This is a genomic window from Aeromonas lacus, from assembly GCF_000764665.1.
Taxonomy (GTDB): domain Bacteria; phylum Pseudomonadota; class Gammaproteobacteria; order Enterobacterales; family Aeromonadaceae; genus Aeromonas; species Aeromonas lacus.
In genome coordinates, this window is record NZ_JRGM01000150.1 from 42,838 (window position 1) to 67,131 (window position 24,294).

Sequence of the window (24,294 nt, forward strand, 5' to 3'; positions counted from 1 at the left end):
TCTTGCCGTGCAAATTCATGGACTTCAATCTGCAAGCGTACCAAGCCGATCACTTGTTGCACCTCAGCGTCAAACCCCAGCGCCGCCTCACCGTACAGGAAAATGACCAGCACCGCTGGCTGGAAATAGACGGCGTGGTGCAATCCGCCATGTCGCTCGCCGACCCCGCTGCCCTCTGTCTGCCCCATCAGCGGGTCATCGCCTGCCTGCTGCCGGAGCAGGCCACCCGAATCCTCGAACTTGGGTTGGGTGGCGGCGATCTCACCCGCCATCTGAGTCAGCGCTGGCCCTCGGCCCGCCACGAGTGCGTTGACCTCGACGAAGAGGTACTGACCGTTTATCAGCAGTTTTTCCAACATCAGGAGAACGATAAACGCGCCGCTCCGGCACTCCATCAGGCCGATGCCCTCGCCTTTCTGGAGCAGAGTGGGCAACAGTACGACCTCATCCTGCTCGATCTCTTCAGTCAGGATGGCAACCCGCTGCTGCTGTTTCAGGAGCGGCTCTACCGGGCGCTGGCACCCCGGCTGAACGGCACCCTGGTCATCAACCTGCTGCCGCGCACCGAGCTGGAGCTAACCCACGCCCTGACACTGATAGAACAGTGGATTGGCCCGGCCACCCCCTATCCGGTCGCGGGGCTCATCAACGTGATCGTCCACGTCATACCGCGGGATCAGGCATCCTCAGACCTGTAGCCAGAAGGTGACCGGGCCGTCATTGACCAGCGCCACCTTCATGTCGGCGGCAAAGCGGCCGGTTTCGGTCGGGATGCCGCTGGCGGCAGCCTTGGCCACAAAGTAGTCATAGAGCCGCTCGGCCTCGCTCGGGTGAGCGCCGCAGGAGAAACTGGGGCGCATCCCGCTCTTGGTATCGGCCGCCAGGGTAAACTGGGAGACCACCAGCAGACTGCCGCCGATCTGGCTGACATTGAGGTTCATCTTGCCATTCTCGTCACTGAAGACCCGGTAGCCGCTCACCTTGTGCAGCAGCTTGTCGGCCTTGGCCTCGTCATCCCCTTGCTCCACCCCGAGCAGCACCAGCAGCCCCTGACCGATGGCACCGGTCACTTCGCCCTCGACGGTCACGCTGGCCTCGCTGACCCGCTGAATCAATGCAATCACATCCCTCTCCTCTGAAAACAGAACGACCGCCCCCTCACAGGGGCGGTCGTCGATGCTACCAATAAACCGGTGGCCAAGGCGATGGCTCAGCCCAGCTCTTCGCTGGTCGGTTTCTCGTACTCACCGAGGCAGGCGGTCGCTTCTGCACCGAACAACACCACCAGCCAGCTGAGATAGACCCAGACAAACAGGATCGGGATAGTGGCCAGCGCGCCATAGATGGCCTGATAGGAGGGGAAGTTGGTGATGTAGATGGCGAAGCCGCGCTTGGCCAGTTCAAACAGGGTGGCCGCCAGCAACGCGCCGATAAAGGCGTGGATCAGCCGCACCTTGCAGTTGGGCACCACGGTATAGACCAGTAGAAAGGTGAGCACCGAGAAGAGGAATGGCAAGCCGCGCAGCAGCAGATAACCGATACCGAACAGGCTCTCGGCGCCAAACAGCCGCAACGAGAAGATGTAGGAGGAGATGGCGATACTGGCCCCGATGAGCACAGGCCCTAGGGTCAGGATCATCCAGTACATGGCGAACGCCTGCGCCAGCGGGCGACTCTGGGTCGAGCGCCAGATGTAGTTGAGGTTCTTGTCGATGGCGGAGATCAGCATCAAGGCCACCACCACCAGCGCCCCGATCCCCACCGCAGTGGTATTGGTGGCGTTGGCGACGAAGCCGTCGATGTACTCCTTGAGCATGTCCCCGGCAGTCGGCACGAAGTTGTGGTAGACGAACTGCTCCATCGCCTGCTTGAGGCTCTGGAACACCGGGAAGGCGGACATCATGCCAAAGACCACGGCGATCATCGGCACCAGCGAAAGCAGGGTGACATAGGCCAGATAACCGGCGGTGACCGTCAATCTGTCCTGCTGGAAACGGCCCCAGACAAACTGGGCAAAGTGGCGACCATCATGGCGCAAAAATGAGAGGGCGTGGGCCAAACGGCCGCTGACTGGCTGCTGCATCTTGATTCTCGTTAGCGTCATAGTGGCAATATTGTGTCAGAGGAGAGCGCTGTTTAGCCACCTTTGAACCCGATTTGCCCCCATATGCCCCAACCTGTCACCCGGCTGGCGTCTCTGGCTATCGCCAGAAACAGAAATAAAAACGGCCCCGCTATGGGGCCGTTTGCAATGCCGGATTACAGCATGTAGTCCGCGGGCAGCTCGATGCGGGCAACGCCGGAGGCCACCGCCGCCAGCGCTACGGCGCGGGCAACCCGCGGCAGTAGACGGGCATCCATCGGCTTGGGAATGACGTAATCCTTGCCGAAGGCGAGATCGCTGACCCCGGCGGCGGTCAGCACCTCGGCCGGCACCGGCTCCTTGGCCAGCGCGCGGATCGCCTCGACCGCGGCAATCTTCATGGCATCGTTGATGCGGCTGGCACGGGCATCGAGGGCGCCGCGGAAGATGAAGGGGAAGCAGAGCACGTTGTTGATCTGGTTCGGGTAATCGGAGCGACCGGTCCCCATGATGAGGTCACTGCGTACCCCGTGGGCCAGTGCCGGTTTGATCTCGGGGTCAGGGTTGGAGCAGGCGAAGATCACCGGATTGGGCGCCATCAGAGCGACCGCTTCGGCGGGCAGCACATCGGGGCCTGAAACACCAACAAACACATCCGCTCCTTCGATGACATCCATCAGGGTGCGCAGCGGGGTCTCGTTGGCGAAACGCTGCTTGTACTTGTTGAGATCGCTGCGGCCGGTATGGATGACACCCTGACGATCCAGCATGAAGATGTTGTGCGCCCTGGCGCCGCACTTGATCAGCAGATCCATGCAGGCAGTAGCCGCAGCCCCCGCCCCCATGCAAACGATGCGGCTGTCGCTGATGAGCTTGCCCTGGATCTCCAGCGCGTTGAGCAGACCGGCGGCGGTGACGATGGCGGTACCGTGCTGGTCATCGTGGAACACCGGAATATCGCAGCGCTCGATCAGCGCCTGCTCGATCTCGAAACACTCCGGTGCCTTGATATCTTCCAGATTGATGCCGCCGAAGGTATCCGCGATGGCGGCGACCGTGTCGATGAACTGCTGGCTGGTCTCGTGCTTCACCTCGATGTCGATGGCGTCGATGCCGGCGAAGCGCTTGAACAGCAGGGCCTTGCCTTCCATCACCGGCTTGGAGGCCAGCGGCCCCAGATTGCCCAGCCCCAGAATGGCGGTGCCGTTGGAGATGACGGCCACCAGATTGCCCTTGCCGGTATAGCGGTAGGCATCGGCCGGGTTGGCGGCGATCTCGCGCACCGGCTCGGCGACACCCGGGCTGTAGGCCAGCGCCAGATCGCGGGCGGTTTCGGCAGGCTTGGTCAGGGCGATGGCAATTTTGCCCGGTACGGGCTGGGCGTGGTAATCGAGTGCTTCTTGACGCAGATCGGACATGGGGGACCCCGATGTGGTTGGTGCAAATGAGGTGCCGGCAGGGGGCACGCAGAAGGGCGGGAATCATAAAAGAAAGCGGTGGGCATGCCCAGCAGATCATGCTGCCATTAGCCAGATCAGACCAGTTTGTTTAGCACCATCCCCCAGCCACAGATACCACTTTAGTTATAGATCCTGCGCTACAGGTGCAAAAAATGGCGGTAAGTTGCCCTGCCGCCATCATTTGACCCTGCGTGACGATTACTGACCCGAGTAGACCGGCAGCAGGTTCGCCATCGCGAGGAAGTGGAACAGTGCGGTCGCCAATCCGAACAGGATCAGCAGCCAGGCCACCAGCTTGCCACCCGGGGTGACAAAATGCGGGGCTGCGCTACCGCCGGCAGCCCGGGCGCGGAACTTCAGCACCAGCAACGCCGGAATGAGACAGGTCCACACTGTGGCTACCGCGCCGGCATAACCGATGGCCAGCAGGAAGCCAAACGGGAAGAGCAGCGAGAGCAGCAGCGGTGGCAGGAAGGTAACAGCCCAGCTCTTGCAGCGACCGGCACGGCTGTTGTCGAACTTGAACAGATCCGCCAGATAGTCGAACACCCCGAGCCCCACCCCGATAAAGGAGGAGAGAATGGCCGCCATGGAGAAGCCGTTGATGGCACTGGCCACCCGCTCCGACTCGATGACGCCGGAGAGCGCCTTCAGCAGCACGTTCACATCGCCGCCCTGGGCAATCACGGGGGCGAACTCCTGACGAGGCAGGTTGCCGAAGATCCCCAGCAGCCAGAGCACATAAAGCGCCAGCGCGATCAGGGTTCCCCCCAGAATGGCCCACTTTGCCTGCCGCTCGTTCTGGTAGTAGGCGCGCAGGGAAGCGACCGAGTGGTGATAGCCAAACGAGGTGAGTGCCACCGGCAGCATCGCCATGGCATAGGGGGCGTAGTGACTCTCGCCACCAGCCAGATCGAGCAGGGTCGGCAGCTTGATATGGCCGAGCAGACCGGTCACGCCGAGGGCGAAGCTGATGATCATGAAGGCGATCAGCACCACAGAGATGCGGTCAACGGCGCGGGTCGAGTGCCAGACCACCAGCGAAAAAACTGCCACGAACAGCACGGAAGCGAGCTTGCTGTCGATCCCCAGAATCCCCTGCAGGATGGCGCCGGAGGAGGTAATGTAGGCGTAGAGCAGAATGCCGCCGACAAAGTAGACCGAGAGATTGTTGAAGAAGTTGAGCCGCTCCCCCAGCAGTTCGCGGGTCACGGTATTGAAGGAGACGCGCATGTCGTGGTGCTGGAAGGCTTCCAGCAGCATCCAGCCGGAGAGGGTCATCATCACCATGGTGACGGTCAGTGCCAGCACCGACCAGAGGGTCCAGGCCCCCGCCCCCGAACTCGGCAGACCGAGCATGCCAGCCCCCACGCAGACGCTGGCGATAATGCAGGCGCCCCCCAAAATTGATGGTTTTTTCTTCATAATCCCTTCTTTTTCTGACTGGTTATCTATCCGCGGTAAACAAGACCGCGGCATGATGCCAGCCTTTGCCCGGGGAAGCACCTCAATATGGGCCAAAGGGAGGGCTGACGGCGCCTGACTGGCCACAGCCAGCGCCATCAGAGCGAAGCCAAGAGGCTCAATCCATTACGGGGATCCCGGCTTCCGCCTCCGCCTCTCTGGCGATCGCCTCGGTCATCCCCTGAAAGATGAAGAGGTGGAACGGCAGCATGGCGAGCCAGTAGGCCAGCCCCCAGGCGCCCTGCGGGTGCCAGTGAGCGGTGACCCGGATGCGGGTCAACCCGGACTCCTCCGGCAGGATGTTGAACTCCAGCCGCCCGACGCCCGGGGCCTTCATGTTGAACAGCAGATCGAGCCTGCGCCCCTCATCGACACCGAGGATCTGCCAGGAGTCGAGCATGTCCCCCTTCACGAAGCGATCGGGATTGGTGCGGCCACGGGTGCGAGCCGGGCCACCGATAAGATGATCCATCCATTCGCGCACCACCCACAGCTGGTTCATGTAGAAGTAGCGCTGCTCGCCCCCCAGCTGCTGCAACACCTGCCACACCACCTCGGGGGAGGCGAGACAGATGGCATCGCCGCTGGCGGTGCGATCGTAGAAACCATATTCGGGATGGCGCCAGCGCAGGCCAAGTGGCGTCTCCTGCCCCTGCTGCTCGGCCCCCAGCTTCTGCTCCAGCGCCAGACTCTCCGCCAGCGCCTCGTCAAAGCTGAGCAGGGTCTGCGGCAGTAGGGCACGCAGCGGGCCGTCATCGGCCGGAATATCGTGCTTGAGGCCGCCCACCAGCGCCTTGGCCACCGGCTGCGGCACCGAGGTGACAAACTGCAGCCACCAGGCGGAGAGACGCGGACTCAGAAACGGGATGGGAATGATGGGGCAACGCTTGCCGATATGGGCGGCGAACGTCTGCAACTGCTGTTGATAGCTGAGCAGTTCTGGGCCGACTGCGTTGAAGATGCGGCCATCCACCTCGTCGGCTTCTACCAGCCCACCCAGATAGTGCAGCAGGTTGGACAGCGCGATGGGCGGCGTGCGCGAGCGCACCCACTTCGGCGTCACCATCATCGGCAGGTTGAACACCAGATCCCGCATCACCTCGAACGCCGCCGAACCGGGCCCGATGATGATGCCGGCACGCAGCTCCACCGTCGGTACGCCGGATTCGCGAAACAGCTCGCCACAGTGGCGGCGGGAGTTGAGATGGCGACTGTTGCACTGCTCGGGCTGGATCGCCCCGAGATAGATGATGCGGCGTATCCCGGCGGCGCGGGCAGCGGCAGCAAAGTTCTTCACACCCTGCTGCTCCAGCCGGTGAAAGTCAGCCCCCGCCCCCATGGCGTGTACCAGATAGAAAACAGTGTCGATACCGGCCAGCGCAGGTAGCAGGGTGATGGGCTTGAGGCTGTCGGCGAGGCGAAACTCCACCCCTTCCGGCAAGCGGCAGGGACGGCGCGCCCCGGCAATCACCCTGTAGCCCAGCGTTTGCAGGTGAGGCACCAGATAGGAGCCTATATAGCCCGCCGCCCCCATCACCAGACAGTTTCTCATCCTCTCTCCCCTTGTCGTCCCGGCTACCGGGCTGGCAACCTGAATGCCCATCATCCAGCCTCACCGTCACTTTGCAACATGGAACTAACAATTCTGCCTGTTAGTCCGATTTGGTGTTAATCCCGGCTCATTTATCGGTCGATAACTGACCAGATGTATAGCCCGAGGGCGAAGATATGCGCATCGATCACTACGACCTCCAAGGGGAGGTGCAATACCGGCAGCAACAGGCGCAGGCCCGCAAGGTGCGCAGACTGGGGCCGGTCGCGCCGCAGGCTAATGGCACCAACGGGACGGCCGCCACACCGCCATCCGGCGAGCAGCGAACCACCCTGATGCAAGCCAGTGCCCTGACGCTGCAAGCCAGCAGCCGGAGCAATGCCCAGACTCCCCCGCAGACGGCCGCCGCGCCAACCAAAGCAGAGGGGAGCAAAAATCAGGAGGAGAACGGCGTTCCCAACGACGGGCTCGACAACCACCAGCGGCTTATCAAGCTGATGATCGAGGCGATGCTGGGCCACGAGATAGAGCTGCCGGATCCGATCAAACCAACCGACCAGAGCGCGGAGGGGGTGAACTCCCCGACGGGCGACAGCAGTCAACCCGCCGCCGAGCCGGATCAACTGGTGGAAGTAACCGACAGCCTGCTGCAAAAGGAGCAGCTCAACGTAGTCGCCTCGGCCAGCATTGAGACTCAGGATGGCCAGAGCCTGCAACTTGATCTGGGTTTTGTGCTGGACTGGCGCCAGCTCGATATCAGCAAGCGCCGCACTACCCTCAATGCCCTCAAGGATCCGCTGGTGCTCAGTCTGGATGGAAAAATTGCCGGCCTGACCGACGCCCAGGTCAAGTTCGACATCGATCAGGATGGCAAAGAGGATAGCCTGCCGGGCTTGAGTGAAGGCAGCGGCTTTGTGGCGCTGGATCGCAACGGCAACGGCACCATAGATGACGGCGGCGAGCTGTTCGGGGCCCGCTCCGGCAACGGTTTTGGCGAGCTGGCAACCCTGGATGAGGATGGCAACGGTGTGCTGGACGAGCGGGATAGCCAGTTCTCGGCGCTGCAGTTCTGGCAGCCGGAACACTCCCCCATCGCCCTGGTGGAGCTGGGGATCGGCGCCATCCTGCTCCATCCCCTCGACACCCCCTTCAACCATCTGGGGGAAAGCGGCAATCAGGGGGTGCTGCGCCAGTCCGGTCTCTATGTGACCGAGCAGGGCAAGGGAGGCTGGGTGCAGCAGGTCGACCTGCGGGTCTGACCCCTGCACCCGCATGGCAAACCCGGTCGCTGACGAAGCGCGCCAGCGACCGCTTCACCATCAGCGACAAGAGCCTGACTCAGTTCAGCTCGGTGGGGTCGATGTCGAGGCTCCAGCGTACCCGCTTGGTCTCGGGCCACCCCTCCAGCTCCTTCACCGCCCAATCGAGCAGCTGGGCCAGTGGAGCCCGGTTCGGCCCCTGCACCAGCAACTGCATGCGGAACTTGCCCGCCTTGCGCTCCATAAAACCGCTGATGGGCCCGAGCACCTGAACATGGGGATAGCGAGCGCTGCGCAGGGTATCGGCGAGGCGGCTGAGGAACAGCTGCACCTCGTCACGGCCGTTGGCCTCGGCCCGAAACAGCCCCTGATAGCTAAACGGCGGCAGCCCCAGCAGGCGGCGCTCTTTCAGCGCAGTGTCGGCGAAGTGGCCATAGCCGTTCTGGGTCAGATCCTGCAGCAGGGCGTGTTCCGGGTGGTGGCTCTGCAGCACCACCAGCCCGGGTTTGCTGGCACGACCGGCACGGCCCGCCACCTGGGTGTAGAGCTGGGCCAGCTTCTCGGCGGCGCGAAAATCAGCGCTGAATAGAGCGCCATCCACATCCAGCAGCCCGACCAGCGTCACATCCGGGAAGTGGTGGCCCTTGGCCAGCATCTGGGTGCCGATCAGGATCTTGTACTTGCCCGCCTTGATGTCGCCGAGATGGGTCTCCAGCTCCCCCTTGCGACGAGTGTTGTCCCGATCGATGCGCACCACCGGATATTGCGGGAAAACGGTACCGAGCAGCTGCTCCAGCTGTTCGGTGCCCACCCCCGAGCCGATCAGCTCGTTGCTGCCACACTCGGGGCAGTGGTGGGGCAGTGGACGCACGCTGTCGCAGTGGTGGCAGTGCAGCCGTCGCCCGGCTTGATGCCAGGTGTACCAGGCATCGCAGCGCTCGCAGGCGGCGCTCCAGCCGCACTGGTGACAGATCAGGGCCGGGGCATAGCCACGGCGGTTGAGAAACAGCATCACCTGATTGCCCGCCGCCAGATGCTCCGCCATCAACTGCTCCAGCTGGGGAGAGAGCCCGGCCTGCAACCGCACGTTCTTGATATCCAGGATCACCTGACGGGCGGTCTGGGCATTGCCGGCGCGGCGGGTCAAGGTGAGGTGGTGATACTTGCCGGTGCGGGCGTTGTGCAGCGTCTCCAGCGACGGGGTAGCAGAGCCAAGCAGGATGGGGATCCCGGCACGATGAGCCCGCATCACCGCCAGATCCCGCGCGTGGTAGCGAAAACCGTCCTGCTGCTTGAAGGAGCCGTCGTGCTCCTCGTCGATGATGATGATGCCGAGGTTGTGAAACGGGGTGAACACCGCGGAGCGGGTGCCGATCAGGATGGCGGCGGCGCCGTCGCGACAGGCGAGCCAGGCATCGAGCCGCTCCCGATCGTTCATGGCCGAGTTCATCGCCACCACCGGCACGTTGAAGCGGCGCCGGAAGCGATTGATGGTCTGCGGGGTGAGGCCGATCTCCGGTACCATCACCAGCGCCTGCTTGCCCGCCTTGAGCAGGGGCTCGAGGATGCTCAGGTAAACCTCGGTCTTGCCGGAGCCAGTGATGCCGTCCAGCAGGAAAGCGCCGAACTTGTCGCTCTGACTGGTAACGGCAGAAACAGCCAGCGCCTGCTCGCCGTTGAGGCGCAGCCCCTCCCCCGGTTCAAAACGGGCGGCCCAGTCACCGTCATGACTCGGCTCCAGCGAGCGCTTCTCCAGTAGCCCTTTCTTCTCCAGCGCAGTGAGGGCTGCGCTCTGGATCTCCTCCTGTTTGAGGGCTGATGGCGTTTGCGGCCCCTTGCGCAGCAGGGCGAGCGCCTGCTGCTGCTTGGCTGCCCGCTTGAGTTCGTTGAGATCGATGGCCATGCCAGCATCGGTAGCAAACCAGAACTCCAGCTCCCGATAGGCGGCGGGCTCCCCCTTGCGTACCAACACTGGCAGGGCGTGCGGCAGCACCTCCCCCAGCGGGTGCTGGTAGTAGCTGGCGCTCCAGTTCATCAGCGCGAGAATGTCGGGCCCCAGCACAGGGGCGCTATCCAGCACCCGCTTGATGAGTTTGAGCTTGTTGCGCGGCACCTGACTGTCGGCCGGGTGATCCACCACCAGCCCGACCAATGTCTGCGGGCCGAAAGGGATCTCGACCCGACAACCGGGAGCAGGTAACGGCAGGGGGGAGAGGTAGTCGAAATGACGGCGTAGCGGCACCGGTACAGCCACACGAACCAGATCCAGCGTTTGGGAAGAATTCACCAGAGGTTGCCTATTTTTTCTGCGAAGCCACTTGCCTGATCTCAGGCATTTCCTATATTATTCGCAGCCTTTGAAACTGTGTTCAACAATCGTGTGGTGTCCGACAAGAGATCGGATGGCGACACGGCCTATTACTTTGAGGTTGTCCATGAAAGCTGGTATCCATCCTGACTACGTAGCCATCACCGCCAAGTGCTCTTGCGGTAACGTCATCAACACTTTCTCTACCATCGGTAAAGATCTGAACCTGGACGTGTGCTCCGAGTGCCACCCGTTCTACACCGGCAAGCAGAAAGAAGTTTCTAGCGGCGGCCGCGTAGACAAGTTCAACAAGCGTTTCGGTGCGATGACTTCCAAGAAGTAATTCTACTTCTGACGAATTCTGAAAAAGACGCCTTATCGGCGTCTTTTTTGTTTCTGTGGTCTTCCAATCATTCACGTTTTCCGCCCGTCAGGCTCAGTGCCCGCGCTCGCGCACCCTGCGCAGATAGACATATCCCTCTCCCGGACTACCCCAGCGCGCCTTGCCCGCCAGATCATAAGCCCGATCCAACAATCTGACGCTGTTGGGGCCAATCCAGACATGCTGCACCAGCGTGCTGGCACCACCGAAATCGGTAGAGCAGTGGCCAACCCGGGTATGACCGGCATATTCACCGGATGGCGTGCGGCTCAACCAAATCTCGCAGCCACGACGCAGTGAAAGTTGCTGGGGGGTGAGGCTATCGAGCAATTCCGGATTGTGCCAGGCGCCGGCAAAGTCGGTGGCCCGCGGCATGGTCAGCTCGGCCATCAAAATGCGTCCGTCAGGACTGGGGGAAAAACGGTAGATCCGCTGGCGGAAGGGGCGCACGGCCCGCAGGGTCAGGTACTGCTCGGCATAGACCCAGCGATAACCCTGATAGCCACGCCAGATCTCCACCAGACGCAGTTCAGCGCTGGTAAAGCGGTCGTCGTATCGCGCCTGCTCCTGGCTCGAAAAATCACCGCTGAACCAGCTAAGCAGCGGCTCCATGCCGGAAACAGTGGCCCGGGACGATACTCCTGCCGATACCAGACAGGAGCAAAATAGCCCGAATACGGCCACCAGCAACTTTGTCATCGAATCCTTCCGAATCATCATAGTGGCGGCGATTATATGAGCGAAGCTGTTCAATAACAGCCATTACGATCAAATCATTGCCACTCTGGTGAAAAAACCTCGCAAGGATGCCCGCCCGATCACTAAACCCGGTATTTCGCGACCGCCTGATTAAGCAGCTTGGCCTGCTCGTTCAGCCCCTGACTGGATCTGGCATTCTCCGCCGCCATGGCGCTCGACTCCTGTGCAATGTCGCGGATGTTGTTGACGTTGCGGTTCACCTCGTTGGCGACCAGGCTCTGCTCCTCGATCGCTGCCGCAATCTGGGTGCTCATATCCATGATGTGGGTAACATCCTGGGTGATCTGCTCCAGCAGCGCCCCCGCCACGTTGGCCTGATCGGAACTGCGACTCCCCTGCTCGCGGCAGGTCGCCATCACCTCGACGATACTGCCGGTCTGCTTCTGCAGCGAGCTGATGATGCCGGCGATCTCCTGAGTCGATTTCTGGGTGCGAATGGCAAGGCTGCGCACCTCATCCGCCACCACCGCAAAACCGCGCCCCTGATCCCCCGCCCGTGCCGCTTCGATCGCCGCGTTGAGGGCCAGCAGGTTGGTCTGCTCGGCAATACCGCGGATCACGTCCAGCACCGAGCCGATGGTCTCGCTCTCTCTTTGCAACTGGCCAACCTCGCGCGATGAGTGCTCGAGATTGTCAGCCAGCAGACGGATCTGGTCGACGGTGTTCTCCACCGCACTGCGCCCCTCCATCGCCTTGTTGTTGGTCGCCTGGGCATTGTTGGCAGCCTGCTCGGTGTTGCGGGCGATCTCCTCTATGGTGGAACCCATCTCGGTCGAGGCGGTGGCCACCATGTCGGTCTCCTGCAGCTGGCGAGCAGCTCCCTCGCTGGTACGTTTCACGTTGTCCGAGAGGTGATCTGCCGCCTCCGTCAGGGTATGCACGCTCTGCTTCACATCGCCGATCAGGTTGCGGAAGCCGCCCAGCATCACATCGAGGTTACCCGCCAGTTGAGCCATTTCATCGGCTCCCTGCAGCTCGATTTTGAGGCGCAGGTCATTATCCTGGCGAATGCGATTGACGGTATCATTTACCCGGCTAATGGGACGATCGATGCTGCGACCCAGCAGCACGCTCATGATACCTATCAGCGCGATGATTACGCCGCCACACATCAACATCAGGGTATTGAGGCGAGCAGTCTGCTGATCCAGCTCACCGGCAATATGCTGGTCGACGGCAGAGAACACCTGCTCGGTCTGATGAACCAGACCCCGCATCTGGTTGCGCAGCCCTTCATCCTCATTCAGCCCCAGCACCTGCATACCCTGCACCAACGCGACAAAGTCCTGCCGGTACTGTTCACTCGCCTGCTCCAGCTTGCCGCGGTCGGCCTCCGGCAAGGCGGCCAGACTCTGCTGAAAACTCTTGTGCAGAGTCTGGAAACGGTCGAGATACTGGACATCGGATCGCAACATGAAGTCTTTCTCCGCCCGTCTCAGCTGCAGCATGGTGATGAGCAACCCTTGCTGGTCCAGCTTTTTGAGGCCATCTTCCACTTCATGCACGGCAGTCCGCAGCTTGCCATAGAGCCCATCCTCAGGCCCCAGACCAATCTTCTGCTGCTGGGCCACCAGCTCCAGAAACGCCTTGCCGTAAGCCGCCATCTGCTGATCCAGCCTGGCCAGGTCGGCATGCACCGCAGCCAGGTTGTCGTCACGGCCCAGGGTCTCGTCCAACTGGTGGAACTGCGTCATGACCTCATTGAAATGGTTAACGAAGCTCAGATCCTTGCGCAGCAGGAAATCCTTCTCGGCCCGCCGCAGATTCAGCATGGCGATCTCCAGCCCGTCCACATTCCGCTGGGCTTGTGTCAGGCTGCGGGTGACCTGGCTCGAATAGATAAAGAGGCCGCTCAGTACCATCATGGCAATGGCAACCAGTACGGTATTCAGAATCAACTTATGACGGATCAGCACGATGCACCTCTCACCAGTACGGATGAACTGCATTGAGCTTATGCGGAAAACGTTATCCCTGTGGCTGTTCAAGGAATATTCATTGAAATGCCGGTCTCACTCCTTATACTGGATCCACCTGTTTCCAGCCGTGGATTTGACACTATGGAATACAACACTTCAGAACTGTGCGACATCTATCAGGACATGGTGGATGTGCTCGAACCCATGCTTTGCTCCTTCGGCGGCCGTGCCTCTTTCGGCGGCGTCATCACCACCGTCAAATGCTTCGAATCGAACGGTCTCATCCGTGAGCTCGTCAAAGAGAACGGCGTTGGCCGGGTGCTGCTGATCGATGGCGGTGGCTCCATGCGCCGTGCCCTGATCGACAGCGAGATAGCCACCACTGCCGCTGAAAACGAGTGGGAAGGGATTGTCTGCTACGGCTGCGTCCGCGAAGTCGATATCCTCGAAGATCTCGACATCGGCATTCAGGCGCTGGCGGCCATTCCGGTCGGCGCCGACAGCAAGGATGTGGGGGAAACGGATCTGCCGGTCAATTTTGGCGGAGTCACCTTCCTGCCTGATGACCATCTCTACGCCGATACCACAGGGGTGATCCTCTCCCCCGAGGCACTCGACATCGAGTAAGCCAACAGCATGATGACGGGAGCAACTGCTCCCGTTTTTTATGCCCGCAATTTGCCGAAACCGGGACAAAAAAAGAGGGCCAGATAAACTGGCCCTTAACTGGAAGCAATGTGAGCAATGTCGTGCCTTCACAAGAAGTCCATCACGTTGGAACGGATGAGGCCTTTCCCGGAAAACAAGTTAACGATAATCATTCTCATTTATTTGAGCAAGCTTTATTTGCCAATCAGGCAAAAAAATTGGCCACCGCTGAAGGGTGGCCAATTGCATCAGGCTTGTCGGGCCGCGGATTGCAACCCGGGCAATCCTTCCTCTCCAACCAGCTTGCGACTGAGATAGCGCAGCAGCACGCCATAGAGCGGCACAAACAGACCCAGGCTAATCAGCAGCTTGAACACATAGTCCACGGTCGCGATCTCGACCCAGTGCTCCGCCATGAAGGGGTCGGTCGTGCGCCAGAAGGCCACGCTGAAGAAGGCGATGGTATCGACCATGTTGCCAAACAGGGTGGAAGCAGCTGGCGCAATCCACCAGTGCTTGAGCAGACGCAGGCGGTTGAATACCACCACGTCCATAAACTGGCCCACCAGATAGGCCATAAAGCTGGCCAGCGCGATGCGTGCCACGAACAGGTTGAATTCGGCCAGATGGCCCACCCCCTGGAAGCTCCCTTCAAAGAAGAGCACTGAGAGCACATAGGAGATGGCCAGTGCCGGCAGCATCACGGTCTGGATTATCTTGCGCGCCAGACCGGCACCGAAGATCCGCACCGTCAGGTCGGTCGCCAGAAAGATAAACGGGAAGCTGAACGCGCCCCAGGTGGTGTGAAAACCGAAGACGGTGATGGGCAGCTGAACCAGATAGTTGCTGCTGGCAATAACGAGGATATGGAACAACGACAGGCGAACGAGCGCCGTTTGGTACTGCTCAGGGGTCAGATTCATCTTGTGACCTTTTTGGTTAATGGGGTTAGGGAACCCATATCGCCACCATTGGCGATAAGCGAAGCGCGAGATTATACGCCCCGCACGCGATAGTTCAATCTTTATGCTGTCCGGCAAGCCAGAGCAGCGCCTCCCGATCTTCAGGACGCACCGCCTCCAACCAGCAGCCGCTGTAGTGCTCAAACTCCAGTCTGAACTGGCTCCCCTCGAACTCCAGCAACCAGCTATGGCGATCGGCACCGACATCCCGCTCCAGTGGATGCAGCTCCCACGCCTGCAGCAGCGCCCCGGCCAAGGCAGGAAAAGTGTCCCAGTCGAGAGCGGGGCACGCCAGCATGACAACTCCGGCATCGCTATCTATCTGCTTGATCTGCCATCTCATTCCAAATCTCTCAACTGCTGCAGGAGAGCTCGCCACCGCAATACCATGCCGGTTGCGGGGTAGCGAGATCCTCATATTCGGGTTGCTCATCATAGGGGTGTTGCAAAGCGGCAAACAAGCGCTCGAACGGCTGCATATCGCCCGCCTCGGCAGCCTCGATCACCTGCTGGGCCAGCGCATTGCGCAGCACATACTTGGGATTGATGGCATCCATCCGCACCTTGCGCACGGCATCTTCGCTTCCTTCGCGCACCAGCCGCGCCCGATAGCGCTCCAGCCACTGCTGCCATGCGGCGGGTTCGGCTAATAACTCCAGCAAGGATGCCGGCCATGCCCCCTCTCCCGTCGCCTCACCGAGACGGCGCAGGAACAGGTGGTAATCTACTTTGTTAGCCGCCAGCAACCGGAACAGCTCGCGGAACAGCGCCGGGTCATCCTCCTCCCACACCGCCAGCCCGAGTTTGGCCCTCATCAGTTCGGAATAGTGCAGCATCAGCTGCTGCTCGTACTGGGCCAACGCCGCAGCCAGCGCATCACCGTCGACATGCCCCGCCAGCGCCTGCGCCAGCTTTTGCAGATTCCAGTAGCCGACCGCTGGCTGCTGATCCAGCGCGTAACGACCCGCCGGATCCGAGTGATTGCAGACAAAATCGGGCACATAGGCATCGATAAAGCCGTAGGGGCCGTAATCCAGCGTCAGGCCGAGCAGCGACATGTTGTCGGTGTTCATCACCCCGTGACAGAAGCCCGCTGCCTGCCATTTGGCGATGAGCCGCGCGGTGCGACGCATTACCTCGGCAAACAGTTCGGCGCCATTCTCCAGCTCGGGGAAGTGGTGGCGCAGCAGATAATCGATAAGCAGCGAAATCTTCTCCCCCTGCCCGCTCCAGGCGAAATACTCGAGATGACCGAAGCGCAGGTGGCTGGGGGCGGTGCGCAGCACGGTCGCCCCGGTCTCGACCTGTTCGCGGTAAACAGGCTCACCGCTCCCCACCAGCACCAGCGCCCGGGTGGTAGGAATGCCGAGGGCATGGAGCGCTTCGGAGGCGAGATATTCGCGAATGCTGGAGCGGAGCACAGCACGGCCGTCACCAAAACGGGAGAAGGGGGTTTTACCCGCCCCCTTCAGGTGCAGATCCCAGCGCTGGCCATCCGGCGCCAGCTGCTCACCCAGCAGCAGCGCCCGGCCATCACCAAGGCGCGGGCTGTAGCCGCCGAACTGATGGCCCGCATACACCTGAGCTACCGGCTGCATGCCGGGCAGCAATTTTCCCTCGCCACAGCAGGCAATCCAGTCAGGCTCGCTGACATCTCCCAATCCCAGCTCTGCCAGCAAAGCGCGGTTGAGATGGAGTAGCCGGGGTTGTTGCAGCGGCTGGGGCGCCACAGGTTCACAGGCCCAGGGCAGTTCGCTTGCAAAAGTGTTGATCAGCTTCATGGTTGTGCCATTCATCCCTGAGTATGCTCGTGTCACTCTTTATACTGCCGTCAGCAGGCTGTCCGCCAACCGGCAATCCTCATTTGTTCAATTCAAGGAGAAGAAGATGCAAAAGTGGCTATATGCCCTGCCCCTGCTGGCTCTGGCCTGGGTTCATCAGGTCAAGGCGGCCGATATCGAAGCGGGCAAGACCAAAGCGGCCGTCTGTGCTGCCTGTCATGGGGTGGAGGGCAAGGCGTTAATACCCAACTACCCACATCTGGCTGGGCAGAATGCCGCCTATCTGGTGAAACAGCTGAAAGCGTTCAAGGATGGCAGCCGCAAAGAGCCCCTGATGGTTCCCTTTATGGCGCCGCTCACCGATGCAGATATGGAGGATCTGGCGGCCTATTACGCCAGCATCAAGTAATCTGCTGCGCCCGACTGTCGGGCGCCTCCCCGTTGGCGAAGCATCCATTCGGCCGTGCTTCGCCAAGCTTGCTTACCGCCGGCAATAGTCGATGATCAGGTTCATAAAGGCTTCACCGAAACGCTCCAGCTTGCGGTGACCGACACCGTTGACTGCCAGCATTTCCTCCTCGGTCATCGGCATCAGCTGTGCCATCTCAACCAGAGTGGCATCGTTGAATACCACGTAAGGCGGCACCTCTTCATCTTCGGCAATCTGCTTGCGCAGAGCGCGCAGCTCCTTGAACAGCCGCTTGTCGTAGTTGGCATTGTCGAGCAGACCGTTGCGCTTCTCCTTGCGGCTGGAGATAGGCTGCAGGCGGGGCACCGCCAGCTCCAGCTTCACCTCACCGCGCAGTACCGGGCGGGCCGCTTCGGTCAGCTGCAGCACCAGATTGCGGGTGATGTTCTGGGTCAGAAGCCCCTTGTGGATCAGCTGGCGGATCACGCTCATCCAGTATTCGTGGCTCTGATCCTTGCCGATGCCGTAGGTCGAGAGCTTGTCGTGACCGTGATCCTTGATGCGCTGATTGAGCGAGCCGCGCAGCACCTCCACCACATAACCCACCCCGAAATTCTGCCCCACCCGCCAGACGCAGGAGAGCGCCTTCTGGGCATCTTCGGTGCCATCATAACTTTTGGGCGGATCGAGGCAGACATCGCAGTTGCCGCACGGCCTGTCGTTGTACTCGCCAAAGTAGTTGAGCAGCACCTGACGGCGGCAGGTCTGCGCCTCGGCAAAGGCCGCCATCACGTTGAGCTTGTACTGCTCCACCTGCAGCTGCTGGGGATTCTCGATGTTGTCGAGCAGGCGGCGCACCCGACCGATATCGGCAGGATCGTAGAGCAGAAGCGCCTCGGCGGGAGTGCCATCACGCCCGGCACGGCCGGTCTCCTGATAGTAGGATTCGATGTTCTTCGGGATGTCGTAGTGCACCACGAAGCGCACATTGGGCTTGTCGATGCCCATACCGAACGCCACCGTCGCCACCACTATCTCGACATCATCCTTGAGGAAAGCATCCTGCGTCTGCTGGCGCTGCTCGAGCGGCAGCCCCGCATGATAGGGCGCGGCCTTGCAACCGTGGCGAGATAACCGCTCGGCCACCTCCTCCACCCGATTGCGGCTGGAGCAGTAGATGATGCCGCAGTTGCCCTTCTGGCTCTGCACGTAGCGCAGCAACTGCTCGGCCGCCTTGAACTTCTCCACCAGGCTGTAGCGGATATTGGGGCGATCGAAGCTGGCAGTGTGGATAAAGGGATCGTTGAGTTCCAACCGGTGCAGCATATCGCTGCGGGTCGCCTCGTCGGCGGTGGCGGTGAGCGCCACCACCGGCACCTGCGGGAACCACTGCTTGAGCCGCCCCAGCGCCGCATACTCTGGTCGAAAATCGTGGCCCCACTGGGAGACGCAGTGCGCCTCGTCGATGGCGAACAGCCCGAGTGGCAGCTCGGCCAGCCGGTCCATAAACTCATGCTGCAACAGTCGCTCGGGGGAAACATAGACCAGCTTGATCTCGCCGCGACGCATAGCGGCAAAGTTCTGGATCATCTCCTCCCGACTTAGGGCCGAGTTGATGTAGACCGCCGCCACGCCGTTGGCGCGCAGGCTGTCGACCTGATCCTTCATCAGCGAAATGAGGGGAGAGACCACCACCCCGAGCCCGGGCCGCAGCAGCGCCGGGATCTGATAGCAGAGCGACTTGCCACCACCGGTGGGTTTGAGCACCAGCGCATCGCGCCCCGCCACGATCTGCTCGATGATCTCGAGCTGGCCCGGCCGAAACTGCTGATAGCCGAAGACCGCCTGCAGCAGGGCAAGCGGACTCTCTGGCTGAGGATCTGGCAGGGTTTCGGCAATCGCGGTCATGGGCTCTCCTTTGGGGTCGCCATTCTAAAGCAGCCGCCGCCCACAATAAACCTGCCATTGCGACTGTTAAAGAACTGTTGCAGACTGGCTGGAGCTTTTACTCGGCTTTGCAAACAGGGATCGGATTCAAGGAATGAAACAGATGCTCAAGAAGATGGCGCTCAGTGGCATTGCCAACCTGTTCGCCGAAAAGATGCCCTTCAACAAGCTGATCGGCATGCAGGTGACCCACTACGACTTCGACCGAGTGGAACTGCGTATCAAGATGGAGGAGAAGCTGATCGGCAACCCTTTCCACAACATCCTGCACGGTGGCGTCACAGCAGCTCTGCTCGACGTGGCGGGCGGCATGATAGTCGCAGCCTCCTGCATCGACGATCTGGAGGATTTCTCCCCCAGTTATCTCAAGGAGCGCTTCTCCCGCCTCGGCACAATAGATCTGCGGGTGGACTATCTACGACCTGGGCGCGGCAGCGAGTTTATCGCCACCGCCCACATCATCCGGGCCGGCAGCAAGGTCGCGGTAGCCCGCATGGAACTGCACAACGAAGAGGGCACCCACATCGCCTTTGGGACCGGCACCTATCTGGTGGGCTAAACGCCATTAATGCATAAAAAGCACTCTGCTAATCCACTTTTAATCATTAGATTCCCTACCTCCTCTGGTTAAAGCAGGTCCATACTCATAGTCGGGATTGTGTGCAGAGGGAGGATTGCAGGCGATGAGTGCGAAACTGGCCATCAAACCATCCAGAGCCTTGTTGACACAGCTCGAGTCCATGCTCGACGAGGTGCAGACACCCGAGTGTCGCCACTGGTTGGAACAGGAGCTTGAGGGGTATTCTCTCTCCTCACCCCTGCCTTGGTATCGCATCGTCCCCTGTCGGCAACGCGGTCACTTTCTGGACCTGAAGACGGGAAAATATTTGACCTGTCACATCAACAGTCAAACGCTAAGCCAACGCGATCTGGCCCAAATTCAGTTCATTTATGCCCGTGAACCCGCCGCCCACTATTTGCTGCAACGCAATTCCGGTATTGAGCCCTGGCCAGAGCAGCTGCTGGAAGATTATCAGGAGCAGTTGATCCCCGGCCACCTATGCCTGCAAGCCTGGCATGAGCCCGTGATTTCATTACGTGAACAACTGATGGAGGGAATCGAACATTTTATTTGTGAGTACCCCAAACACGCGGCCTTGCTGCCCCAACACAGTTTAAAGGCTTTGCGGCATCAGCACTGGCATATCTGAACAAGCGCCTGGCGCGCAAGGAGGGCACCATAGACAAGAACCATAACGAGATTGCCACAATCTAGAGTGCCGGAGTCAGAATAGACTCCACCAACGGGCCACCAAGCGGTGGCCCTTTTAATATCTGTGGTTTTGCTTCGGCCCCGCATACAGCAAGTGAAATCACTTGGCCAATTGGCAGGTCGGCAGGTCGGCAGGTAAAAAGAATCGATGATGCAGGAAAGCGAAATGCAAAAATGCCGCTCTATTGAGCGGCCTTTTCAAATTTGGTCGGTGTGAGAGGATTCGAACCTCCGACCCCTTCGTCCCGAACGAAGTGCGCTACCAAGCTGCGCTACACACCGATGTCTGCGGGACGGGAATTTACCGAAAGGGCCGACCTGACACAAGCCTTTTTTGCATTTAAAGGGAAAAAAAGTGCCGTTCGCTCAACTATTCAGCACTCCTTGTCCCCGTTTACCGAAATGCAGCCGGATGGTGACATTCCGCTAACTCTGCCTCAAGGCAAGCGCAGCGGCTCCGGCCCCAGCAGACGACGTTGCCAGTCAGCGACTGCACCGTGCTCCAGCCAATCCGCCGCATGCTGGCGCCAGTTGGGCGAGAGGGCCGGATTCTCCAGCAGCATCAGCAGATCAGCTTCGTTACGCACCTGATTGAACAGGATATCGGCGGTACGCTTTACCGTCAGTGCGGGATAGGGCCTGTCCACCAGCTCCATGGTCGGCTCCGGCGACACCATCCCCTCCTCCAGCACCCGCAGCAACCAGCCACAGCGGCCACTCAGCTGCATCACCTGCGACATCTGGCCATAGCCGAAACGCTGATTGAGCTTGAAGCAGGGCGATCTTGGCTGACTTATCTGGATAAGCGCCTCGCCGAGTCGATAGACATCGCCAATACAGGCCTGCGCCTCGGTCAGCCCGATACCGGAGAGATTCTCGCCAAAGGCGGCGGGTTGCCATGGAGTGCGGGGAGCAGGAAGACCCAGCGCAGTTTGCCAGACCTGCCACCAGAGATAGTGATCGGCCGGATAGTAGTGGAGCGCCCGATCCGGGCCGCCGTGATGACGTTGATCGCTCTGCTCATCATCTTCCAGACCGGCAAAGGTGCAACGAACCGGCACAGTCACCGCCTGCTTGTGGATGGCAGAGACGAGGCCGGGCACCAGCTCGGTACCACGACCGCTAAAAAGGGAGATCCGCATACTCATCCTCTTGGTTGACGAGAGTCGGCGGATCTTAGCATGACGTCAGACGACGGCCTGCATCTGGGTGGTCATGGCGATCTCGGCGCGACGGCGCTTCTCCGCCCTGGCCATCAGATACCAGCTACCGAAGGTAAACAGCGACACCGACAGCAGGATCAGGCTGGCCACCGCGTTGATCTCGGGTTTCACCCCAAGTCGCACCGCCGAGAAGACCTCCATCGGCAAGGTGGTGGAGCCCGGGCCAGAGACGAAGCTCGCCAGCACCAGATCATCCAGCGACAGAGCGAACGACATCATGCCACCTGCCGCCAGCGAGGGGGCAATCATCGGAATGGTGATCAGGAAGAACACCTTCCACGGCTTGGCGCCAAGATCCATCGCCGCCTCCTCGATGGAAAGATCCAGCTCCCGCAACCGCGCCGACACCACGATCGCCACGTAGGCGGTACAGAAGGTGGTATGCGCGATCCAGATGGTCAGCATGCCCCGCTCGGCGGGCCAGCCCACCAGCTGAGCCATCGCCACAAACAGCAGCAGCAGCGACAGACCAGTGATCACCTCGGGCATCACCAGCGGCGCCGTCACCATGCCGCCGAACAGAGTACGGCCACGGAAGTGGGGAATACGGGTCAGCACAAAGGCCGCCACCGTCCCCAGCGCCACCGCCGCGATCGCGGTGTAGAAGGCGATCTCCAGCGAACGGAACACCGACCCAATCAGCTGCTTGTTGTCGAGCAGGCCGAAGTACCACTTAAGCGACCAGCCACCCCACACCGTCACCAGCTTGGAGGCGTTGAAGGAGTAGATCACCATGATGACCATGGGCAGGTAGATAAACAGCAGCCCCAGCCAGAGCATCAGTTTGGCAAAACCGAAACGTCTCATCATGCCTTGCCCTCCAGCTCTTTGGCCTGGTTACGGTTGAAGAGGATGATCGGAATGATCAGCACCGCCAGCATCACCACCGCCAGCGCAGACGCTACCGGCCAGTCGCGGTTGTTGAAGAACTCCTGCCACAGCACCTTACCGATCATCAGGGTCTCTGGGCCACCCAGCATTTCCGGGATAACGAACTCCCCTACCACCGGAATAAATACCAGCATGCAGCCAGCGATAATGCCGTTCTTCGAAAGGGGCACGGTGATCTGCCAGAAGCGGGTCAGGTTGCGGGCACCAAGGTCGGAGGCGGCCTCCAGCAGGCTCTGGTCATGCTTGACCAGATTGGCGTAGAGCGGCAGCACCATGAACGGCAGGTAGGAGTAAACGATGCCGATATAGACCGCCAGGTTGGTGTTGAGGATCTGCAGCGGCTCGTTGATGAGACCAATGCTCAGCAAGAAGCTGTTGAGCAGACCGTTGTTGCTGAGGATCCCCATCCACGCATAGACCCGGATCAGAATAGCGGTCCAGGTCGGCATCATGATCAGCAGCAGCAGTACGGTCTGGGTCTCCTTGTTGGCCCGCGCGATGGAGTAAGCCATCGGATAGCCAATCAGCAGGCAGAGCAGGGTGCTGATGAACGCCATCTTGAGAGAGCCAAGATAAGCTGCAATATAGAGTTCATCCTCCTGCAGCAGCAGGTAGTTGCCCATGTTGAGCAGGATGGTGAGCTGATTGTCGGCCCAGCTCACCACGTCGGTGTAGGGCGGGATCGCCACATCCGCTTCGGCAAAGCTGATCTTCAACACGATGATGAAGGGCAGCAGGAAGAAGAGGAACAGCCAAAAGAAGGGGATGCCGATCACCAGCCGACGCCCCCCGACCCGCTTCAGTCGTCGCAAGAACTTCATGATTGCAGCACCACGCCGCTGTCATCTTCCCAGTAGAGGAACACCTGGTCATCCCAGGTTGGCCGCTTGCCGTGGCGTTCGGCATTGGCGATGAAAGCCTGAACGATTTTGCCCGAGGGCAGCTGGATGTGATAAACCGAGTGACCGCCCAGATAGGCGATGTCATAAACCTCACCCTTGGTCCAGTTGAAGTCCGGATGCTCGATCTCCTCCGGCTTTTGCAAACTCATCAGCAGTTTTTCAGGCCGCAGGGCGTAGGTCACCTTCTTGTTCTCGGCGCGGGAGCTGATGCCGTGGCCCACATAGATGGGCTGCTCCAGATCGGCGCAAGCGATGATGGCGTGGTCCTGCTCATCCTCCACCAGCAGGCCGTCGAACAGGTTGACGTTGCCGATGAACTCGCACACCAGCCGGCTGGCCGGGGTCTCGTAGATATCCATCGGGCTGCCGATCTGCTCGATGCAGCCGAGGTGCATGATGGCGATCCGCTCTGCCATGGTCATCGCCTCTTCCTGATCGTGGGTCACCATGACACAGGTCACCCCAACCCGCTCGATGATCTCAACCAGCTCCAACTGCATCTTGGAGCGCAACTTCTTGTCGAGCGCCCCCATAGGTTCATCGAGCAGCAGCAATTTGGGACGCTTGGCCAGCGAACGGGCCAGTGCCACCCGCTGACGCTGACCACCGGAGAGCTGGTGCGGTTTACGACGGGCATACTGGGTCATCTGCACCAGCTTGAGCATCTCCTCCACCCGGGCATCGATCTCCGCCTTGGGCAGGCCATCCTGCTTGAGACCAAAGGCGATGTTCTGCGCCACCGTCATATGGGGGAACAGAGCGTAGGACTGGAACATCATGTTGATGGGACGCTCATAGGGCGGCATATCGGTGATGTCGACACCATCGAGATAGAGCCGCCCCTCGGTCGGACGTTCGAAACCGGCCAGCATCCGCAACAGGGTCGACTTGCCGGAGCCGGAGCCACCGAGCAGGGCGAAGATCTCCCCTTTGTTGATGTTGAGCGATACGTTATCGACAGCCAGCGTTTCATCGAACTGCTTGCTTACCCGATCAATCTTGACCAGCACTTCTTTACGCTGCTGGCTGCCCTCGAGGGCTTTCTTGTAGGCACTGGAGGCTATCGCCATTA

The 24,294-nt window shown here is 60.5% G+C and carries 23 protein-coding genes and 1 tRNA gene; 7 read left to right on the forward strand and 17 right to left on the reverse strand.

The window, feature by feature from the left end; translation table 11 throughout:
- Nucleotides 1–17: 17 nt before the first annotated feature.
- A complete protein-coding gene (locus LG31_RS0117045) occupies nucleotides 18–698 on the forward strand; it encodes a spermidine synthase (RefSeq protein ID WP_033115612.1) in 681 nt (226 codons plus the stop codon).
- On the opposite strand, the gene dtd is transcribed toward LG31_RS0117045, so the two are convergent.
- From dtd to LG31_RS0117070, 5 genes are all read right to left on the reverse strand, one after another.
- Nucleotides 687–1,124 carry a D-aminoacyl-tRNA deacylase gene (gene dtd / locus LG31_RS0117050; protein ID WP_033115613.1) on the reverse strand — a complete coding sequence of 146 codons (438 nt, stop codon included), beginning with the start codon at nucleotides 1,122–1,124 and terminating at the stop codon, nucleotides 687–689. The genes LG31_RS0117045 and dtd overlap by 12 nt on opposite strands.
- 86 nt (nucleotides 1,125–1,210) lie before the next feature.
- Nucleotides 1,211–2,083 (reverse strand): virulence factor BrkB family protein, encoded by an 873-nt coding sequence (locus LG31_RS0117055; RefSeq protein ID WP_033115614.1) that lies wholly within the window; start codon nucleotides 2,081–2,083, stop codon nucleotides 1,211–1,213.
- 176 nt (nucleotides 2,084–2,259) lie between these two features.
- Nucleotides 2,260–3,501 carry a malic enzyme-like NAD(P)-binding protein gene (locus LG31_RS0117060; RefSeq protein ID WP_033115615.1) on the reverse strand — a complete coding sequence of 414 codons (1,242 nt, stop codon included), beginning with the start codon at nucleotides 3,499–3,501 and terminating at the stop codon, nucleotides 2,260–2,262.
- 240 nt (nucleotides 3,502–3,741) lie between these two features.
- On the reverse strand, nucleotides 3,742–4,968 hold the full coding sequence (locus LG31_RS0117065; protein WP_033115616.1) for an aromatic amino acid transporter: 1,227 nt from the start codon (nucleotides 4,966–4,968) through the stop codon (nucleotides 3,742–3,744).
- 157 nt (nucleotides 4,969–5,125) lie between these two features.
- Complete coding sequence (locus tag LG31_RS0117070) at nucleotides 5,126–6,559, reverse strand: DUF2867 domain-containing protein (RefSeq protein WP_033115617.1); 1,434 nt, start codon at nucleotides 6,557–6,559, stop codon at nucleotides 5,126–5,128.
- 176 nt (nucleotides 6,560–6,735) lie between these two features.
- Between LG31_RS0117070 and LG31_RS0117075 the strand changes: the two genes are divergently transcribed.
- Nucleotides 6,736–7,818 (forward strand): hypothetical protein, encoded by a 1,083-nt coding sequence (locus tag LG31_RS0117075; RefSeq protein ID WP_033115618.1) that lies wholly within the window; start codon nucleotides 6,736–6,738, stop codon nucleotides 7,816–7,818.
- Nucleotides 7,819–7,897: 79 nt separating this feature from the next.
- Here the strand turns inward: LG31_RS0117075 and priA are convergent, their stop codons facing one another.
- Entirely contained in the window at nucleotides 7,898–10,105 is a 2,208-nt protein-coding gene (priA, locus tag LG31_RS0117080; RefSeq protein WP_033115619.1) for a primosomal protein N', read from the reverse strand.
- A gap of 148 nt (nucleotides 10,106–10,253) precedes the next feature.
- Between priA and rpmE the strand changes: the two genes are divergently transcribed.
- Nucleotides 10,254–10,469 carry a 50S ribosomal protein L31 gene (rpmE, locus tag LG31_RS0117085; RefSeq protein ID WP_033115620.1) on the forward strand — a complete coding sequence of 72 codons (216 nt, stop codon included), beginning with the start codon at nucleotides 10,254–10,256 and terminating at the stop codon, nucleotides 10,467–10,469.
- Between the two features lie 93 nt (nucleotides 10,470–10,562).
- Here the strand turns inward: rpmE and LG31_RS0117090 are convergent, their stop codons facing one another.
- Nucleotides 10,563–11,207 carry a chromophore lyase CpcT/CpeT gene (locus LG31_RS0117090; protein WP_033115621.1) on the reverse strand — a complete coding sequence of 215 codons (645 nt, stop codon included), beginning with the start codon at nucleotides 11,205–11,207 and terminating at the stop codon, nucleotides 10,563–10,565.
- Between the two features lie 122 nt (nucleotides 11,208–11,329).
- Complete coding sequence (locus LG31_RS0117095) at nucleotides 11,330–13,183, reverse strand: methyl-accepting chemotaxis protein (protein WP_033115678.1); 1,854 nt, start codon at nucleotides 13,181–13,183, stop codon at nucleotides 11,330–11,332.
- Between the two features lie 144 nt (nucleotides 13,184–13,327).
- Between LG31_RS0117095 and rraA the strand changes: the two genes are divergently transcribed.
- Nucleotides 13,328–13,813, forward strand: coding sequence for a ribonuclease E activity regulator RraA (gene rraA / locus LG31_RS0117100; protein WP_021138460.1), 486 nt, complete (start codon nucleotides 13,328–13,330; stop codon nucleotides 13,811–13,813).
- A gap of 269 nt (nucleotides 13,814–14,082) precedes the next feature.
- Here the strand turns inward: rraA and LG31_RS0117105 are convergent, their stop codons facing one another.
- The 3 genes from LG31_RS0117105 to LG31_RS0117115 form a co-directional block, all read right to left on the reverse strand.
- Nucleotides 14,083–14,757, reverse strand: coding sequence for a 7-cyano-7-deazaguanine/7-aminomethyl-7-deazaguanine transporter (locus LG31_RS0117105; RefSeq protein WP_033115622.1), 675 nt, complete (start codon nucleotides 14,755–14,757; stop codon nucleotides 14,083–14,085).
- A gap of 94 nt (nucleotides 14,758–14,851) precedes the next feature.
- The gene (locus LG31_RS0117110; RefSeq protein ID WP_033115623.1) at nucleotides 14,852–15,139 is read right to left on the reverse strand and encodes a DUF3630 family protein; all 288 of its coding nucleotides are present in this window, start codon (nucleotides 15,137–15,139) and stop codon (nucleotides 14,852–14,854) included.
- 10 nt (nucleotides 15,140–15,149) lie between these two features.
- Nucleotides 15,150–16,577, reverse strand: a complete 1,428-nt coding sequence (locus LG31_RS0117115) for a protein adenylyltransferase SelO (protein WP_033115679.1) — start codon at nucleotides 16,575–16,577, stop codon at nucleotides 15,150–15,152.
- A gap of 106 nt (nucleotides 16,578–16,683) precedes the next feature.
- Between LG31_RS0117115 and LG31_RS0117120 the strand changes: the two genes are divergently transcribed.
- Entirely contained in the window at nucleotides 16,684–16,986 is a 303-nt protein-coding gene (locus LG31_RS0117120) for a c-type cytochrome (protein ID WP_033115624.1), read from the forward strand.
- A gap of 72 nt (nucleotides 16,987–17,058) precedes the next feature.
- Here the strand turns inward: LG31_RS0117120 and recQ are convergent, their stop codons facing one another.
- Nucleotides 17,059–18,894, reverse strand: a complete 1,836-nt coding sequence (gene recQ, locus LG31_RS0117125; protein WP_033115625.1) for an ATP-dependent DNA helicase RecQ — start codon at nucleotides 18,892–18,894, stop codon at nucleotides 17,059–17,061.
- A gap of 133 nt (nucleotides 18,895–19,027) precedes the next feature.
- On the opposite strand from recQ, the gene LG31_RS0117130 reads away from it, so the two are divergent.
- Complete coding sequence (locus tag LG31_RS0117130; RefSeq protein WP_033115626.1) at nucleotides 19,028–19,492, forward strand: thioesterase family protein; 465 nt, start codon at nucleotides 19,028–19,030, stop codon at nucleotides 19,490–19,492.
- A gap of 124 nt (nucleotides 19,493–19,616) precedes the next feature.
- Nucleotides 19,617–20,144, forward strand: a complete 528-nt coding sequence (locus tag LG31_RS0117135; protein ID WP_033115627.1) for an AbiTii domain-containing protein — start codon at nucleotides 19,617–19,619, stop codon at nucleotides 20,142–20,144.
- A 267-nt stretch (nucleotides 20,145–20,411) separates the two neighbouring features.
- Here the strand turns inward: LG31_RS0117135 and LG31_RS0117140 are convergent.
- From LG31_RS0117140 to potA, 5 genes are all read right to left on the reverse strand, one after another.
- Nucleotides 20,412–20,488, reverse strand: a tRNA-Pro gene (locus LG31_RS0117140).
- Between the two features lie 155 nt (nucleotides 20,489–20,643).
- Nucleotides 20,644–21,348 (reverse strand): MOSC domain-containing protein, encoded by a 705-nt coding sequence (locus tag LG31_RS0117145; RefSeq protein WP_033115628.1) that lies wholly within the window; start codon nucleotides 21,346–21,348, stop codon nucleotides 20,644–20,646.
- 45 nt (nucleotides 21,349–21,393) lie between these two features.
- The gene (locus LG31_RS0117150; RefSeq protein WP_374759803.1) at nucleotides 21,394–22,239 is read right to left on the reverse strand and encodes an ABC transporter permease subunit; all 846 of its coding nucleotides are present in this window, start codon (nucleotides 22,237–22,239) and stop codon (nucleotides 21,394–21,396) included.
- Nucleotides 22,236–23,141 carry an ABC transporter permease subunit gene (locus LG31_RS0117155; protein WP_033115629.1) on the reverse strand — a complete coding sequence of 302 codons (906 nt, stop codon included), beginning with the start codon at nucleotides 23,139–23,141 and terminating at the stop codon, nucleotides 22,236–22,238. Before LG31_RS0117155 ends, LG31_RS0117150 begins: the two co-directional genes overlap by 4 nt.
- Nucleotides 23,138–24,292 carry a polyamine ABC transporter ATP-binding protein gene (potA, locus tag LG31_RS0117160; RefSeq protein WP_033115630.1) on the reverse strand — a complete coding sequence of 385 codons (1,155 nt, stop codon included), beginning with the start codon at nucleotides 24,290–24,292 and terminating at the stop codon, nucleotides 23,138–23,140. The genes LG31_RS0117155 and potA overlap by 4 nt, the downstream gene beginning before the upstream one ends.
- Nucleotides 24,293–24,294 lie beyond the last annotated feature (2 nt).

Bases quoted from the DNA above. Each gene is read 5' to 3' on its own strand.
- LG31_RS0117045 (WP_033115612.1), top strand. From the start codon at position 18: ATGGACTTCAATCTGCAAGCGTACCAAGCCGATCACTTGTTGCACCTC.
- LG31_RS0117055 (WP_033115614.1), bottom strand. From the start codon at position 2,083: ATGCAGCAGCCAGTCAGCGGCCGTTTGGCCCACGCCCTCTCATTTTTG.
- LG31_RS0117060 (WP_033115615.1), bottom strand. From the start codon at position 3,501: ATGTCCGATCTGCGTCAAGAAGCACTCGATTACCACGCCCAGCCCGTA.
- LG31_RS0117065 (WP_033115616.1), bottom strand. From the start codon at position 4,968: ATGAAGAAAAAACCATCAATTTTGGGGGGCGCCTGCATTATCGCCAGC.
- LG31_RS0117070 (WP_033115617.1), bottom strand. From the start codon at position 6,559: ATGAGAAACTGTCTGGTGATGGGGGCGGCGGGCTATATAGGCTCCTAT.
- LG31_RS0117075 (WP_033115618.1), top strand. From the start codon at position 6,736: ATGCGCATCGATCACTACGACCTCCAAGGGGAGGTGCAATACCGGCAG.
- rpmE (WP_033115620.1), top strand. From the start codon at position 10,254: ATGAAAGCTGGTATCCATCCTGACTACGTAGCCATCACCGCCAAGTGC.
- LG31_RS0117090 (WP_033115621.1), bottom strand. From the start codon at position 11,207: ATGACAAAGTTGCTGGTGGCCGTATTCGGGCTATTTTGCTCCTGTCTG.
- rraA (WP_021138460.1), top strand. From the start codon at position 13,328: ATGGAATACAACACTTCAGAACTGTGCGACATCTATCAGGACATGGTG.
- LG31_RS0117105 (WP_033115622.1), bottom strand. From the start codon at position 14,757: ATGAATCTGACCCCTGAGCAGTACCAAACGGCGCTCGTTCGCCTGTCG.
- LG31_RS0117110 (WP_033115623.1), bottom strand. From the start codon at position 15,139: ATGAGATGGCAGATCAAGCAGATAGATAGCGATGCCGGAGTTGTCATG.
- LG31_RS0117115 (WP_033115679.1), bottom strand. From the start codon at position 16,577: ATGAAGCTGATCAACACTTTTGCAAGCGAACTGCCCTGGGCCTGTGAA.
- LG31_RS0117120 (WP_033115624.1), top strand. From the start codon at position 16,684: ATGCAAAAGTGGCTATATGCCCTGCCCCTGCTGGCTCTGGCCTGGGTT.
- recQ (WP_033115625.1), bottom strand. From the start codon at position 18,894: ATGACCGCGATTGCCGAAACCCTGCCAGATCCTCAGCCAGAGAGTCCG.
- LG31_RS0117130 (WP_033115626.1), top strand. From the start codon at position 19,028: ATGAAACAGATGCTCAAGAAGATGGCGCTCAGTGGCATTGCCAACCTG.
- LG31_RS0117135 (WP_033115627.1), top strand. From the start codon at position 19,617: ATGAGTGCGAAACTGGCCATCAAACCATCCAGAGCCTTGTTGACACAG.
- LG31_RS0117145 (WP_033115628.1), bottom strand. From the start codon at position 21,348: ATGCGGATCTCCCTTTTTAGCGGTCGTGGTACCGAGCTGGTGCCCGGC.
- LG31_RS0117150 (WP_374759803.1), bottom strand. From the start codon at position 22,239: ATGATGAGACGTTTCGGTTTTGCCAAACTGATGCTCTGGCTGGGGCTG.
- LG31_RS0117155 (WP_033115629.1), bottom strand. From the start codon at position 23,141: ATGAAGTTCTTGCGACGACTGAAGCGGGTCGGGGGGCGTCGGCTGGTG.
- potA (WP_033115630.1), bottom strand. From the start codon at position 24,292: ATGGCGATAGCCTCCAGTGCCTACAAGAAAGCCCTCGAGGGCAGCCAG.